The 14,200-nt window shown below is 67.6% G+C and carries 14 protein-coding genes; 7 read left to right on the top strand and 7 right to left on the bottom strand.

From position 1 onward, the window contains the following. Positions 1-26 precede the first annotated feature (26 nt). On the top strand, positions 27-1,310 hold the full coding sequence (locus H1Q64_RS26735; protein WP_237907479.1) for an amidase: 1,284 nt from the start codon (positions 27-29) through the stop codon (positions 1,308-1,310). 182 nt (positions 1,311-1,492) lie between these two features. Further along, on the top strand, positions 1,493-2,002 hold the full coding sequence (locus H1Q64_RS26730; RefSeq protein WP_237907478.1) for a GFA family protein: 510 nt from the start codon (positions 1,493-1,495) through the stop codon (positions 2,000-2,002). 19 nt (positions 2,003-2,021) lie between these two features. Here H1Q64_RS26730 and H1Q64_RS26725 read toward each other — a convergent pair whose 3' ends face one another. Both H1Q64_RS26725 and H1Q64_RS26720 read right to left on the bottom strand, forming a co-directional pair. Beyond that, a complete protein-coding gene (locus H1Q64_RS26725) occupies positions 2,022-2,795 on the bottom strand; it encodes an ABC transporter permease (RefSeq protein ID WP_014242063.1) in 774 nt (257 codons plus the stop codon). Continuing rightward, positions 2,792-3,718 (bottom strand): ABC transporter ATP-binding protein, encoded by a 927-nt coding sequence (locus H1Q64_RS26720; RefSeq protein WP_014242062.1) that lies wholly within the window; start codon positions 3,716-3,718, stop codon positions 2,792-2,794. Before H1Q64_RS26720 ends, H1Q64_RS26725 begins: the two co-directional genes overlap by 4 nt. Before the next feature lie 226 nt (positions 3,719-3,944). On the opposite strand from H1Q64_RS26720, the gene H1Q64_RS26715 reads away from it, so the two are divergent. Next, on the top strand, positions 3,945-4,628 hold the full coding sequence (locus tag H1Q64_RS26715) for an HD domain-containing protein (RefSeq protein WP_237907477.1): 684 nt from the start codon (positions 3,945-3,947) through the stop codon (positions 4,626-4,628). A 189-nt stretch (positions 4,629-4,817) separates the two neighbouring features. Then, entirely contained in the window at positions 4,818-6,740 is a 1,923-nt protein-coding gene (locus H1Q64_RS34175; protein WP_419468873.1) for a tetratricopeptide repeat protein, read from the top strand. A gap of 106 nt (positions 6,741-6,846) precedes the next feature. Here the strand turns inward: H1Q64_RS34175 and H1Q64_RS26685 are convergent, their stop codons facing one another. Then, positions 6,847-7,041 (bottom strand): hypothetical protein, encoded by a 195-nt coding sequence (locus H1Q64_RS26685; RefSeq protein ID WP_014242058.1) that lies wholly within the window; start codon positions 7,039-7,041, stop codon positions 6,847-6,849. A 248-nt stretch (positions 7,042-7,289) separates the two neighbouring features. Here H1Q64_RS26685 and H1Q64_RS26680 point away from each other — a divergent pair, with 248 nt between their 5' ends. Both H1Q64_RS26680 and H1Q64_RS26675 read left to right on the top strand, forming a co-directional pair. After that, the gene (locus H1Q64_RS26680; RefSeq protein WP_237907476.1) at positions 7,290-7,898 is read left to right on the top strand and encodes a helix-turn-helix domain-containing protein; all 609 of its coding nucleotides are present in this window, start codon (positions 7,290-7,292) and stop codon (positions 7,896-7,898) included. Between the two features lie 78 nt (positions 7,899-7,976). Further along, on the top strand, positions 7,977-9,017 hold the full coding sequence (locus H1Q64_RS26675; RefSeq protein ID WP_237907475.1) for a DUF808 domain-containing protein: 1,041 nt from the start codon (positions 7,977-7,979) through the stop codon (positions 9,015-9,017). A gap of 219 nt (positions 9,018-9,236) precedes the next feature. Here the strand turns inward: H1Q64_RS26675 and H1Q64_RS26670 are convergent, their stop codons facing one another. The 3 genes from H1Q64_RS26670 to H1Q64_RS26660 form a co-directional block, all read right to left on the bottom strand. Beyond that, positions 9,237-10,514, bottom strand: coding sequence for a TRAP transporter large permease (locus H1Q64_RS26670; RefSeq protein ID WP_237907474.1), 1,278 nt, complete (start codon positions 10,512-10,514; stop codon positions 9,237-9,239). Continuing rightward, positions 10,511-11,029: a TRAP transporter small permease gene (locus H1Q64_RS26665; protein ID WP_237907473.1), complete on the bottom strand. Its 519-nt coding sequence runs from the start codon at positions 11,027-11,029 to the stop codon at positions 10,511-10,513. Before H1Q64_RS26665 ends, H1Q64_RS26670 begins: the two co-directional genes overlap by 4 nt. Before the next feature lie 220 nt (positions 11,030-11,249). Continuing rightward, positions 11,250-12,233, bottom strand: a complete 984-nt coding sequence (locus H1Q64_RS26660) for a C4-dicarboxylate TRAP transporter substrate-binding protein (protein WP_174440630.1) — start codon at positions 12,231-12,233, stop codon at positions 11,250-11,252. A 185-nt stretch (positions 12,234-12,418) separates the two neighbouring features. Here H1Q64_RS26660 and H1Q64_RS26655 point away from each other — a divergent pair, with 185 nt between their 5' ends. Continuing rightward, positions 12,419-13,138: a GntR family transcriptional regulator gene (locus tag H1Q64_RS26655; RefSeq protein ID WP_237907472.1), complete on the top strand. Its 720-nt coding sequence runs from the start codon at positions 12,419-12,421 to the stop codon at positions 13,136-13,138. Between the two features lie 171 nt (positions 13,139-13,309). Here the strand turns inward: H1Q64_RS26655 and H1Q64_RS26650 are convergent, their stop codons facing one another. Beyond that, positions 13,310-14,200, bottom strand: coding sequence for a LysR family transcriptional regulator (locus H1Q64_RS26650; protein WP_237907471.1), 891 nt, complete (start codon positions 14,198-14,200; stop codon positions 13,310-13,312).

The following is a 14,200-nucleotide window of genomic DNA, read 5'->3' as shown; positions in this document are numbered from 1 at the left end:
TGCCTGATTCACCGAAAGGACCCGCCATGGAACCGTTCGAACTCACGGCCAGCGAGGCCGCCCGCGCCATCCGCGACGGCCGCCTGACCAGCGAGGCGCTGGTGCGCTCCTGCCTCGAACGGATCGAGGCCCGCGATCCGGAGGTGCGCGCCTGGATCATCGTCGATCCCGCCCTGGCGCTGGCCGCCGCGCGGGAAGCCGACAAGCGCCCCGCCGCCGGCCCGCTGCACGGCCTGCCCTTCGGCGTGAAGGACGTGATCGACACCGCCGACCTGCCGACCACCCAGAACTCGCCGATCTTCCAGGGCCACCGGCCCGCCCGCGACGCCGCCTGCGTGGCCATCGCGCGCAGCGCCGGCGGCATCCTGCTGGGCAAGACCGACACGGTGGAGTTCGCCTCCGGCGGGCGCAAGGCGGCGACGCGGAACCCGGTCAACCCCGCCCACACGCCGGGCGGCTCCTCCTCCGGGTCGGGGGCGGCGGTCGGCGACCGGCATGTGCCGCTGGCCTTCGGCACCCAGACCGGCGGTTCGCACATCCGCCCCGCCGCCTTCAACGGCATCTACGGCTTCAAGCCAACCTGGGGCGTGGTCAGCCGCGAGGGGATGAAGCACTACGCGGTGTCCCTCGACACGCTCGGCTGGTACGGGCGTTCGGTCGCCGACCTCGCGCTGATGGCTGAGGCGTTCCAACTGGAAGGCATGGGCAAGACGCCGCCAGTCACCCTGGCGGGCCTGCGCGTCGGGCTCTGCCGCTCCCCCGTCTGGTCACGCATCGAGCCGGCGGGCGAGGCGGCGCTGCTGCTCGCCGCCCGGCGGCTTGAGGAGGCCGGCGCGGTGGTCGTGCCCTTCGAGCTGCCGGACGCGTTCTCGACCCTGGCCGAGGTTCAGGACGTGATCCGCCGCGGCGAGGGGCGGGCCTCCTTCCTCGACCTTTACATCAGCGACCGCCACCGGCTGCATCCCGAATTGGCCGACCATTGCGAGCACAACCACGGCATCACCACGCGCACCCTGACCGAGGCCTACGACGTGGCCGACACCTGCCGGCCGCGCTTCGCCGCCCTCTTCGAGTCCATCGACGTGATCCTGACCCCGCCTGCGCCGGGCGAAGCGCCGGAGGGGCTGCACACCACGGGCGACCACATCTTCAATTCGATCTGGACCGTGCTGCACGTCCCCTGCCTCGCCATGCCCTGCGGCCGCGGGCCGCGCGGGCTTCCGGTGGGGGTGCAGCTGGTGGCGCCGCGCTTCCAGGACGCCGCCCTGCTCGCGATGGCCGAAGCCATGGCCCCGGTGGTCGACGTCTGAGGGCCGGCAAAATCCCCTCTCCCCTCTGGGGAGAGGGTTCATAAGGCGCGCATGCGATTGCCTGCCCTACTGCCATCCGTGACTTGAAACGATGCCGCGTCCCCCGGAAACTTTCCCGGACCGGGAGGGTTGGACGGGGGCGGCGCCGCAGCCGGGCGCCCGAGGATCGGAGGAGAGGACGGATGAAGCTCGACGGGTCCTGCCACTGCGGCGCGGTGCGATTCTCGGTGGATGCCTACGCACCGGTCCCCTACCTGCGCTGCTACTGCTCGATCTGCCGCAAGACGGCGGGCGGGGGCGGCTACGCCATCAATCTGGGGGCCAAGGCCGACACGTTGGAGGTGACGGGGGCGGAGCACATCTCCGTCTTCCACGCCCGCATCGACGGGCAGGAAAGCCCCGGCGAGCGGCGCTTCTGCGCGCGCTGCGGCTCCGCCCTGTGGGTAAGCGACCCGCGCTGGCCGGAGCTGCTCCACCCCTTCGCCAGCGTCATCGACAGCCCCCTGCCGGAGGCGCCGGCCCACGTCCACATGATGCTGGAGTCGAAAGCCAACTGGGTGCCGGTCGAGGCCGGACCAGGGGACGAGCAAACTGACGACTACCCGCCGGAATCGCTGGAGGAGTGGCACCGCGCCCACGGGATGCTGGACAATGGAAAGTCGGGCGGCGGGAAACCGGACGGCGGAGCGTGATCCCCGCCGTCCGGACCGGTCAGTTCTTCAGCTTGTAGCCGGTGCGGAAGATCCACCAGACCGCTGTCAGGCAGAGCGCCAGGAACAGCGCGGTCATGGCGAGGCTGATCCCCACCGGAACGTCGGCTTGGCCATAGAAGCTCCAGCGGAAGCCGCTGACCAGATAGACGACCGGGTTGAACAGGGTGATCTTCTGCCACAGCGGCGGCAGCATGCTGATCGAGTAGAAGCTGCCGCCGAGGAAGGCCAGCGGCGTGATGACCAGGATCGGCACGATCTGCAGCTTCTCCCAGCCGTCCGCCCAGACGCCCAGGATGAAGCCGAACAGGCTGAAGGTCACCGAGGTCAGCACCAGGAAGGCGACCATCCAGAACGGGTGCTGGATCGAGTAGTCGACGAACAGCCGGGCCGTCAGCAGGATCAGCACGCCGAGGATCATCGACTTGGTCGCCGCCGCCCCGACATAGCCGAGCACCGTCTCGAAGGCCGAGATCGGGGCCGACAGCACTTCGTAGATCGTCCCGGAATAGCGCGGCATGTAGATGCCGAAGGAGGCGTTGGAGACGCTTTCCGTCAGCACCGACATCATGACGAGGCCGGGCACCAGAAAGGCGCCGTAGCTCACCCCGTCCACCGCCGTGAAGCGCCCACCGATGGCCGCGCCGAAGACGATGAAGTAGAGCGAGGTCGAGATGACCGGCGCCGCGATGCTCTGGAACAGCGTGCGCCAGGTGCGGGCCAGTTCGAACAGGTAGATGGCCTTGACCGCATGAAGGTTGATGGGGGAGGTCATGCCCGCTCCTTCACAAGGCTGACGAAGATCTCCTCGAGGGAGCTTTCCTCGGTGTGCAGGTTCGTGAAATCGATGCCGTGGTCGCCGAGCTTGCGGAGAAGCCGGGCGATGCCCGTCTGGTCGTCCTGCGTGTCGAAGCTGTAGACCAGCTCCCGCCCGTCGCCGGACAGGGTCAGGGGGTAGCCGGCCAGCTCCGCCGGGATGGCCTCCAGCGGGTTCTGGAGCTGCAGGGTCAGCAGCCGCTTGCCCAGCTTGCGCATCAGCGCCGCCTTATCCTCGACCAGCACGATGCGGCCGTTGGAGATGACGCCGATGCTGTCGGCCATCTCCTCCGCCTCCTCGATGTAATGGGTGGTCAGGATGATGGTCACGCCGCTGTCGCGCAGCCGCCCGATCATCTCCCACATGCCGCGGCGAAGCTCCACGTCCACACCGGCGGTCGGCTCGTCGAGGAAGAGGATGCGCGGCTCGTGCGACAGGGCCTTGGCGATCATCACGCGGCGCTTCATGCCGCCGGACAGCGCCATGACCTTGCTGTCCTTCTTGTTCCAGAGGGACAGGTCCTTCAGCACCTTCTCGATGTGGGCGGGGTCGGGCGGCTTGCCGAACAGCCCGCGGCTGAAGCTGACGGTGGCCCAGACGCTCTCGAATGCCTCGGTCGTCAGCTCCTGCGGGACGAGGCCGATCAGCGAGCGCGCAGCGCGCCAGTCGCGCACGATGTCGTGCCCGTCGACCGTCACGGTGCCCGCGGTGGCGTTGACGATGCCGCAGACGGTGCTGATGAGCGTCGTCTTGCCGGCCCCGTTCGGTCCCAGCAGGGCGAAGATCTCGCCGCGGCGGATGTCGAGATCGACCCCTTTCAGCGCCTGGAAGCCGGTGGCGTAGGTCTTTTCCAGCCCACGCACCTGAATGATCGGCTGCATGTCTCCCCTCTGCCTGTCGGTCGGCCCGTTCCGGGCGGGCGTCACCTTAACGGCGGGACGGCGCTTGGTCATCGGGCATTCGGCGCGACGCAACCATTCCGGATAAGGGGGACCTGATTTGGGAGTCCCGATTCGGGGTGGGGGATGCCCGTCCACAAATGATTTCGGGACAACAGCCCTGCCCATCCCCATATTATGTAAAAAGCACGAAAGAGGACGAGCGCTCATGCCAAAAGATGTTGTGCTCAGCGATGTCGATGTTTGGGAAAGCTCCATCACCACATGGCTGCGTTCCAACGCGGCCGAGGACCCGGCGCACGATATCGACCATCTTCTTCGCGTCTGGCGCACCGCCAAGGCCCTGGCCGCGGCGGAGGCCGTACGGGAGGGCGGACCGCCGCCTGACATGCTCGTCGTGCTGGCCGCGGCCCTGCTCCACGACATCGTGAACGTGCCGAAGGACCATCCGGACCGCAGCCGCGCCTCCCGCCTGTCGGCGGACCGGGCGGAGGAGGTTCTGCGCGGCATGGGCTTCCCGGACGCGCTGATCCCCGCCACCCGCCACGCCATCGAGGCGCACAGCTACTCCGCCGGCATCCCGCCGCTGACCATCGAGGCGAAGCTGGTCCAGGACGCCGACCGGCTGGAAAGCCTGGGGGCCATCGGCATCGCCCGCTGCTTCGCCACCTCCGGCCTGATGAAGCGGGCGCTGTTCCACGGCGAGGACCCGATGGCCGAGACCCGCCCGCTGGACGACCTGCAATACGCGCTGGACCATTTCAAGGCGAAGCTGCTGCTGCTGCCCAACACCATGCAGACCCCGGCCGGCCGGGAGCGGGCGCAGGAGCGGGCGGCTTTCCTGCTGTCCTTCCAGGTCCAGCTTCTGGCGGAGATCGCCGGGGACGCCTGACGGTCCCGGCACGGCCTGCGTGTGGAAGCAGGTCCGACGACAACGCTCTCCTCCCCGGGGTGGCGCCGCGTTAGCATAACCTTATGGAGCGCGTCGCGATGGCGGTGCGGCTCGCACGAACCGGACTGCGACGGGCGCAGCCCGGTTCGGTGTGTTGCGTGAACCGAAGCAATCCGGGTTGTATCGACCATGAACAAGAACAGGCAGTCCGGCGGTCCCTCCGCGCCGGACATGCGCAAACTGTCGGACGCACTGGCCTTGGCCCAGAAAGGCGATCTGGGGCGCGCCGTCACGTTGTTCGAACAGGCGACCAGGGGCGCCGGCCTGACTCCGCAGATCGCGGGGTTCGGGCGGGACCTCCATGCGGCGGTCGGCAACGCCGCTTTTGGAAGACAGCGCTACGACGACGCCTTGAGCGCGTTCGAGCGGGCGCGTCTTTGCGACCCCCATCACCCCGGAATCCTGCTCAACATCGGCAACACCCTGTTCAGGATGGCCGCCTACGACCGGGCCGCCGGGATGCTCGAACAGGCGCGGTCGCTGCACCCGGCGAGTCCGGACACGCTGCTCAGCCTCTCGGCGGCACTGTTCCAACTGGGACGCCTTGCGGAGGCGGAGCGTCTGGCTCGTCAGGCGGCGGCATTGGCGCCCAACGCCCCGGCGGTGTGGTTCAACCTGGGGACCGCCCTCAAGGGGCAGGACAAGCTGGCCGCCGCCGCAGAAGCCTACCGCCGCGCGCTGAGGATCGCGCCCGGGAACCCGACCGCGACGGTTGGACTGATCCAGACCAAACAACGGTCCTGCGACTGGTCCAGCTTCGACGACGACGCGGTTGCTCTGGACTCCATCGCGTCGCAGGGCGTGCCGGTCCAGGCCTCCATGATGCTGTCCCACCGCGTTTCCGCCCGGTCGCTCCTGGCGGCGGCGCGGGCGCACGCGCAGACGATCCGGTCGAAGCCGGTGCGGCTGAAGACGAAGCCCGGCAGGACGGGCGTCGCCACCATCGCCTACCTGTCGAACGATTTCCGCCAGCATCCGGTCGCGCAGCTGCTGGCCGAGGTGCTGGCGCTGCACGACCGGTCGCGCTTCCGCGTGCTCGCCTACAGCTACGGGCCGGACGACGACAGCGTCGAGCGCCGTCGCATCCGCCAAGGTGTCGACCGCTTCATCGACATCGACTCCCTGACCGCGGAGGAGGCCGCCGAGACGATGCGGCGGGATGGCGTCGACATTCTGATCGACCTCAAGGGCTACACCGGCCACCCGCGGCCGCACATCCTCGCCGCCCGGCCGGCACCGGTGCAGGTCCAGTTCCTGGGTTATCCCGGCACCATGGGAGCGCCCTGGATCGACTACATCGTCGCCGATCCCGTCTCTTTGCCGCCGGAGCTGGAAAGCGGCTTCACCGAGGCGGTCGCGCGGATGCCGCGCTGCTTCTTGCCGCGGGACCGGCGTCATGGAGTTCCGCCGCCGCCTCCGCGGCCGGCCTGCGGTCTTCCGGCGGACGGCTTCGTGCTCGCCTGCTTCAACAACGCCTACAAGATCACGCCCGAGATCTGGGCCGTCTGGATGGCGTTGCTGCACAAAATCCCCGACGCGGTGCTCTGGCTTGCCCATGCGACGGCGGAGGCCGAGCGGAACCTGCTTCAAGCCGCCCAATCGGCGGGCATCGCCGCGGACCGCGTCGTCTTTGCGCCCTGGGCGCCGACCTTGAACGATCACCTGTCCCGGCTCCAGAACGCCGACCTGATGCTGGACACCCTGCATTACGGCGCCCACACGACGGCGAGCGACGCGCTGTGGGTGGGACTTCCGCTGGTGACGTGCCCGGGACGCACGCTGCAATCGCGCATCGCCGCCAGTCTGCTCCACACCGCGGGCCTTCCCGACTTCGCGACGGAATCCCTGCCGCAATACGAAAGCGCGGTTCTTCATTGGGCGAACAACCGGGCCGGTCTCGACGCCGTTCGGAAAAGGCTGCGCGCCGAGCGCAACGGCGGGCCGCTGTTCGGCATGAACGCCTACACGCGCCTTCTCGATCAGGCGTTGCTGACGATGCTGGAGCGCCAGCGCCAAGGCAAGCCGCCGACGACCTTCACCGTCGCCGGGTAAAACAGCGCACAAAACTGAAAAAGGACCGCTCCGGAGGAGTCGGTCCTTTTTTCCGGCCCGGATGGGCGGGCCGCCGCGTCGTGGGGCCGGAAGGCCCTGGCGCCGGTCATTCGCGCATCAGCGTCGGCAGGTCGAGCGTGGAGGTGCTGGCAGCCGGGGCGTAGGTGCCGGACGACACGGCTTGGTATACGATATACAGAGGAGTGGCCGAGAACCAAGCGCTGGCGAATTCCGTAACACCCTTGGCGATGCTCGACAGAAGGCCGTCGTGATGGCTGTGATGGGCGGAAGCGTAAGCCATGATGTGTCTCCTCTTTGCTGATGGGGCTATTGTGCCGTGGTATACCCGATACCAGAAGCGCTATGCCCGCAGAGCAGCAAGACCGAAAAATTACAGCTGCCTCAAGCGTTTAGGGTCGGAACAGTCGGCTTGGCGAACCAAAAAATGGATACTCCGGTATGACTTCTCCCACATGATTGCGTATGTGTTTGCCGGGGAATCGCGTATTCTCCGATCATTACCCCTGGAGATAATCTGGAGAGCCGTCTGTGCCGGTGCATGAGTGGCCGCAGATCGTGCGCGCGTTGCGAAGGCTGCACGGCCTGACCACCGCGCAGTTCGCCGTCATGCTGGCCACCACCGAGGAAACCGTCGCCCGCTGGGAATCCGGCGCCGCCCTGCCCGACCCGCGGGAGCAGGCGCTGTTGCGCGACGTGCTGACCGGCCATTTCCGGCACCATCCCACCTTCCTCGGCCTGAAGGCGATGGTGCGGAGCATGAGCGAGAAATGCACCCTCTACACACCCGGCCTGATCGCTCAGGCTGTATCCCCGCCGCTGGCCCGCTGGATCGAGCGGCACCGCTTCGACATCGTTGGTTCCTCCCTGCTGCCGCGCATCGACGGGCTGACCGCGGAGATGATGGAGCGCTACGCGCTGCCCATGCTGGAAGGAACGAACGACGTGCTGTCGGTCACCTACAACGACCGGGCCGTGGCCTTCCGCAACGCCGTCATCAACCGGCGGCTGAGCGTCGTGCCGGTGGACGGCGTGCGCGTCCTGGTGCTGGTGGACCGGGTGCTTTACCTGGACGACGGCCGGGACACGCCGGACCCGGATGTCCACATGCTCACCGCCGATCAGTTGATCGACGACTGACCGCCCCTCCGAAGGTCCGGCTTGCCCCCGGCGGCGTTGTCTGCTCCATGGACGCCGGTACGGAGGGGAGCCAAAACCTTGAGCACGGGACTGATCGCACTGCTGGACGATGTGGCCGGGTTGGCGAAGGTCGCCGCCGCCTCGCTGGACGACGCCGCAGGGCAGGCGGCGCGGGCGGGGGCCAAGGCCGCCGGGGTGGTGGTGGACGACGCCGCGGTGACGCCGCGCTATGTGGTCGGCTTCACCGCCGAGCGTGAATTGCCGATCATCGGCAAGATTGCGCTGGGCTCGCTGAAGAACAAGCTCATTTTCCTGCTGCCCCTGGCGCTGGCGCTCAGCCTCGTGGCGCCCTGGGCGATCACGCCGCTGCTGATGCTCGGCGGCGGCTTCCTCTGCTACGAGGGGGCGGAGAAGGTGTGGGAGGCGCTGCGCCCTCACGCGGCGCATCATGACGCCGAAGGAGCGAACGCCATAGGGCAGGACGCCGCACAGTTCGAGCGGGAGAAGGTCAACAGCGCCATCAAGACCGACCTGATCCTGTCGGCGGAGATCATGGCCATCGTCCTGTCCACGGTCGCCGCCGAAACCTCGTCCTTCTGGATGCAGGCGGCCGTCCTTGCCATCGTCGGGGTGGGCATCACCGGCCTCGTCTACGGCGCGGTGGCGCTGATCGTGAAGGCGGACGACGTCGGCCTGTCGCTGGCGCAGAACGGGCGCCCGGCGGCCAGCCTCCTGGGGTTGCGCACCCCCTCCCCCGGCGCTCCGGGCGGGGCCGACCGAACGCTCGCCCCGGTCACCCAGGCGATCGGGCGTGGGCTGGTCAAGGGGATGCCGGTCTTCCTGAAGCTGCTCGCCCTGGTCGGCACCGCGGCCATGCTGTGGGTCGGCGGCGGCATCGTCATCCATGGGCTGGAGGGCTTCGGCCTGACCGCGGTCGGGCACGCGATCCACGGCGCCGCCGTAGCGGCGGGAGAGGCCGTGCCGGCGGCGAAGGCCTCGGTGGAATGGCTGGTCGGGGCGGCCGGGGCCGGGGTGTTCGGCTTGTTGCTGGGCGCCCTGCTGATCCCCCTGGTGCACAAGGTGATCGAGCCGCTCTGGGGCATGGTGAGGGGCAAATAGAGCGTCTGGAAGCGCGAAGGGGCGGCCCTGCCCGGACCGCCCCTTGGCGTTTGCCCTTCAAACGCGGCCCTGCCCCGTTTCCACAATGACAAGGACGCTCCATGGACGGGGCTTGGTGTGCCCGGACCGGCCGTGGGTCCGCCGAGAGATCGGAGCGCCATATATTAGTATATCAGCGCCCCGTTCCAAGACAAGCTCTCCTTGCCCTCCCATCAGGTCTTACATCAGCATGTTGGGCAGGAACAGCACCAGCCCCGGCCACAGCGTCAGCACGGCGACCAGCAGGACGATGGTGCCGACGAAGGGCAGCGATTCGACGACATACTCCTCCACCGGGCAGTCGAGCAGGCTGCACACCGTGTACATCGCCACGCCCACCGGCGGCGTCATCGAGCCCAGCGTCACGATGGTCATCATCAGGATGCCGAAATGCACCGGATCGACGCCCAGCGGCGTCACGATCGGCAGGAAGATCGGCGTCAGCAGCAGGACCAGCACCGTGCTTTCGACGAACAGTCCGGCGATGAACAGGAAGATCAGGATCAGCGCGACCACCAGCAGCGGGTTGGTGGTGAGCTGGGTCATCGCCTCGGCGATGGTCTGGGGCGCCTGCTCGAAGATGATGGCGTAGCCGACCATGCCCGAGAACAGGATGATGAGCATGATCAGGCCGGTGTCCACCACCGCTTCCTGAAGCGCCTCGGCCACCGCGGCCCAAGTCAGCTCCTTGTGCAGCAGGAAACCGACGACGGCGGCGTAGACGACGGCGAAGGCGCCGACCTCCGACGGGGTGAACAGGCCGCCGCGGATGGCGAACAGCAAGGCCACCGGGAACAGCAGTGCCCATTTCGCGTCGGCCATCGCCCGCCACACGGCGCGCAGGGTCGGCCGCTCCGCCATCTCCGGACGGTAGCCGCGTCGCTTGGCGATCAGCCAAACCGTCAGCATCAGCCCGGCCATCATCAACAGACCTGGAATGACGCCGGCCAGGAACAGCCGGCCGATCGACACGTTGCCGACGAAGCCGTAGAGAATCAGACCAAGGCTGGGCGGGATCGTCGCGGTGATCAGCGAGCCGACCGCGATGGTGGCCGAGGTGAAGCCTTTCGAATAGCCGCGGGCGATCAGACTGGGGCCGAGGATGCGGGCCTCCATCGCGGCGTCGGCAACCGCCGAGCCGGAGACGCCGCCCATCAGCGTGGACAGCACGATGCAGACCTGCGCCAGCCCGCCGGACATCCAGGACACCAGCACGTTGGAACAGTTGATCAGACGGCTGGTGATGCCCGTCCGGTTCATCATGTGACCGGCCAGCACGAAGAAGGGCACGGCCAGCAGCGGGAAGCTCTGCGAGGCCGAGGCGACCTGCTGCACCCCGATGGACATCGGGATGATGTCGTTCGTGGCGAAGAAGGAGAAGCCGGCGATGCCGATGGCAAAGGCGATCGGAAGCCCGAAGGCCATCAGCGCGAAGAAGGTGACGGCAAGAAGGGTCACGGCACGACCTCCTCGATGTCGCCGGCCTTGGGGGCCGGCGCGAAGACCGGTTTGGGGTGGCTGCGCAGCTCGCGCAGCGTTTCCAGGATCTGGCCGGTCAGCGTGACGGCCAGCAGCAGGCAGCCCACCGGCACCGCCGATGTCACGAAGGCGTAGCTGATGCCGCTGTCGCCGAACTGGCGCTCCAGGTTCAGCATGGTCAGCCGGTAGCCCATCACCGTCATGGTGATGAGAAAGGCGAGGACCAGCACACCGAGCACCAAATCGAGCACGGCCCGGCTGGAGGCCGGAAGACGCTTGACCAGATAGTCGATGCCGATGTGGGCGCGCTTGCGCAGCGCCATGTCGGCGCCGAGGAAGGCGACCCAGACGAACAGGAGCTGCGCCACGTCCACCGACCAGACCAGAGGATGGCCGAACCAGCGCATAACGCCGGCGGCGAAGACGAGCAGGACGATGGCGGCGAGGAGAAGCATCGCCAGGAAGGCTTCCCCCTTGTGAAACAAGGACGACATGATGGCGGTCCCTTGATGGCGGCGGACGGCTTTGGATTTAGGAAGCATTGCCCCGCCCCGGCCCTCCCCCCTCTCGGCGGACCAAAGGTCCGCCTGCCGCGTCAGCGCAAACCAAAGGTTTGCGCTGGAACTGGGCGGGGGAGGGAGAATTTGTCCCCTCCCCTGCGTAAGCGGGGGAGGGTCAGGGAGGGAGCAAGGTCAGCGCGAACCGAACCCTGCGTCAGTTCTGCAGCAGCTTTTCCACTTCCTTGTGGAGTTCCGCGTAGCCCAGCTTCTCGTAGACCGGCGCGGTGGCCTTGCGGAACGGGGTCACGTCGATCTCCTCGATCGTCATGCCCTTGTCCTTCATCTGCTTCTCGAAGTCGGCGAGCGACGCCTGGGTGGCGCGCGACGCGCTGTCGCCGGCCTTCAGCGCTTCTTCCTTGAGGATCGTCTGCTGCTCCGGCGGCAGCTTGTCGAACCAGGCGGCGCTGGTCACGATGCCGGTGATCAGGTTGATGTGGCCGGTCTTGGTGACGTGGTTGGTCACTTCATACAGACGGGAACCGAAGCTGGCCGGATGCTGGGCCTCGACGCCGTCGATCACCTTCTGCTGCAGGCCGGTGTAGACCTCCGACCAGCCCATCGGGGTCGGGGTGGCGCCCATGGCGCGGATCGTCTCCATCCACACCGGAGCGCCCGGCGTGCGCATGCGGATGCCGGCGAGGTCTTCCGGACCCTTCACCGACTTGTTGGTCAGCAGGTGCCGCTCGCCCTGCCACCAGTTGAAGGACAGCACCTGATGGCCCGACGCCTTGCGCAGCTTGTCCGACCATTGGTCAAACATCGGCGAGGTGACGACCTTGCGGATGCCGTCGTACCCCTGGGCGAGGTACGGGCCGCCCAGAACGCCGAACTCCTTCACGAAGACGGCGAGACGCCCGCCGTCCACGACGACCGCGACTCCGGCCCCGGCGCGGGCCTGCTCCAGCACGTCCTCGTCCTTGCCGAGCTGCGAGCCGGGGAACAGGCGGACGGCCATCTTGCCGCCGGACCGCGCCTCGACGTTCTTCTTGAACTCCTCCAGCCCCTTGTAGAGCGGGTCCTGCTGGGCCAGCGCCGTGTTGACGCTGAGCGTGTAATCGGCGGCCAGCGCGCCGCCGGCGACGGTGGCCAGCGCAAAGCCGAGGGCGGCGACGCGCCAAGTACGAGTGATGATGCTCATGTTTCCTCCCTTTGAGGACAACGCCTCTTGCACGGAGGCGATTGTTCGATACGCGACTGGTATGGTAGTATACAAGAATGGTGTTGTCCATGGGCTTGCGAACGGTGCAGGATGAATCCGCCGTACAGGATCGTCCGGGCGGGCACCGGCGGGGCGGACGGAAAAAAGAAGGGATTGGGGGGAACATGTTGAGGAGGATCGAGCCGGATTCGACCGAGCCCGTGGCGCGCCGCGTCTTTCGGGAATTGCGCCACGCCATCGTGACGATGCAGTTTCAGCCCGGCCAGCCGTTGTCCGAGCAGGAGGTTGCGGGGCAGTTGGGCGTCAGCCGCCAGCCGGTGCGCGAGGCCTTCATCAAGCTGAGCGAGTCCGGACTGGTGGTCATCCGCCCGCAGCGCGGCACCTTCGTCGTCAAGATCTCGGCCAAGCAGGTGATGGACGCCCGCTTCGTCCGCGAGGCGGTGGAACTGGCCGTGGCCCGCAAGGCCGGCGAGGGGTTGCCGGCCCGCGCCGTCGCGGAGCTGGAGGCCAACCTGAAGGCGCAGCGCGACGCCGCCACGAGCACCAACCCGGCGGCCTTCCTGGATCTGGACGAAGCCTTCCACCGCACCATCGCGCTGGGGGTCGACTGCGAATACGCTTGGCGTGTGGTGGAGGAAACCAAGGCCCAGATGGACCGCGTGCGCTACCTCAGCCTGCCCCAGGCGACTCCGCTGGACCGGCTGATCGCCCAGCACGAGCAGATCGTCGAGGGCATCCGGGCGCGCTGCCCCGACGCCGCCGAGGCTGCCATGCGCGTGCATCTGCGCGAGATTCTGAACTCCCTGCCCGATCTGGCCCGGCGCTTCCCCGACCTGTTCGACAGCGATTCCACTCCGGCCGAACCGATCGCCGAATCCGCTTGAACGCCGGATGCGGATTGCGCGGTTCGTCTTCGAAGCGCGCGGTGCTTGCATCGGCCCAACACGAAAACGGGGTTCGCCCCGCCGCCGGCCAAAGCCGAATGGCCGAAAGAACAAAGGGGCACGGCCCTGTCCGGCGCCGCGCCCCTTGTTGGCCAATCCGCTGAGCGGGAATTAGAATTGGCTCTCCGCAACCTTCTTGACCAGGAAGTCGCGGAAGACCGCGATGCGCTTGGAATGGCGCAGTTCCTCCGGATAGACGAAGAAGGCGTCCACCTTCGATCCGGACTGATCCGGTAGCACCCGCACGATATCGTCCAGGCCGGTCACCAGATAGTCGGGCAGCGAGCCGACACCGAGCCCGCTTTCCACGGCGCGGAAGATCGCGTACAGGTTGTTGACTTGGAGGACCGTCCGGTCGCGGGCCACCGGATCGGTCACCAGATCGCGCAGCCAGTGGGTGTTGGCGAAGGGCGGGCGCAGTTCCTGCGGATAGGTCACCAGATCGTGCGAGGCGAGATCGGCCACCGTCTGCGGCTCTCCCTTCCGGTCCAGGTACCGGCGGTGCGCGTAGAGGTGAGAGCGGAAGGTCATCAGATGACGCTGGATCAGGTCGGGCTGGCGCGGTGGGCTGACGCGGATCGCCACGTCGGCCTCACGCATGCCCAGATCCAACTCCGTGTCGGTGATCAGCAGGGTGAGCTGGATGTCCGGGTAGAGCGCCAGGAATTCTCCGATGCGCGGGGTCAGCCATGTCGAACCGAAGGCCGCCGTGGCCGTCACCTTCAGCGGCCCCTTGGCGGCGTCCTTGCTCTCGCTCAGCATCGCCTGGGTCATCGACAGCTTCGCGAAGATGTCGCGCGCCGCGTGATTCAGCAACTCGCCCTGCTCGGTCAGGATCAGGCCGCGGGCGTGCCGGTGGAACAGCGGAACGCCGAGGCTGTCCTCCAGCGCGCTGATCTGCCGGCTGACCGCCGATTGGCTGAGGTTGAGGGCCTCGCCCGCGTGGGTGAAGCTGCCGGCCTCGGCCACAGCGTGGAACACCCGCAACTTGTCCCAGTCCAT

This window comes from Azospirillum brasilense (assembly GCF_022023855.1).
Taxonomy (GTDB): domain Bacteria; phylum Pseudomonadota; class Alphaproteobacteria; order Azospirillales; family Azospirillaceae; genus Azospirillum; species Azospirillum brasilense_F.
Note: the sequence above shows the minus strand (reverse complement) of the source record. Positions and strands in the feature narration are given on the sequence as shown.

Bases quoted from the DNA above. Each gene is read 5' to 3' on its own strand.
- H1Q64_RS26735 (WP_237907479.1), top strand. From the start codon at position 27: ATGGAACCGTTCGAACTCACGGCCAGCGAGGCCGCCCGCGCCATCCGC.
- H1Q64_RS26730 (WP_237907478.1), top strand. From the start codon at position 1,493: ATGAAGCTCGACGGGTCCTGCCACTGCGGCGCGGTGCGATTCTCGGTG.
- H1Q64_RS26725 (WP_014242063.1), bottom strand. From the start codon at position 2,795: ATGACCTCCCCCATCAACCTTCATGCGGTCAAGGCCATCTACCTGTTC.
- H1Q64_RS26720 (WP_014242062.1), bottom strand. From the start codon at position 3,718: ATGCAGCCGATCATTCAGGTGCGTGGGCTGGAAAAGACCTACGCCACC.
- H1Q64_RS26715 (WP_237907477.1), top strand. From the start codon at position 3,945: ATGCCAAAAGATGTTGTGCTCAGCGATGTCGATGTTTGGGAAAGCTCC.
- H1Q64_RS34175 (WP_419468873.1), top strand. From the start codon at position 4,818: ATGAACAAGAACAGGCAGTCCGGCGGTCCCTCCGCGCCGGACATGCGC.
- H1Q64_RS26685 (WP_014242058.1), bottom strand. From the start codon at position 7,041: ATGGCTTACGCTTCCGCCCATCACAGCCATCACGACGGCCTTCTGTCG.
- H1Q64_RS26665 (WP_237907473.1), bottom strand. From the start codon at position 11,029: ATGTCGTCCTTGTTTCACAAGGGGGAAGCCTTCCTGGCGATGCTTCTC.
- H1Q64_RS26660 (WP_174440630.1), bottom strand. From the start codon at position 12,233: ATGAGCATCATCACTCGTACTTGGCGCGTCGCCGCCCTCGGCTTTGCG.
- H1Q64_RS26655 (WP_237907472.1), top strand. From the start codon at position 12,419: ATGTTGAGGAGGATCGAGCCGGATTCGACCGAGCCCGTGGCGCGCCGC.
- H1Q64_RS26650 (WP_237907471.1), bottom strand. From the start codon at position 14,200: ATGGACTGGGACAAGTTGCGGGTGTTCCACGCTGTGGCCGAGGCCGGC.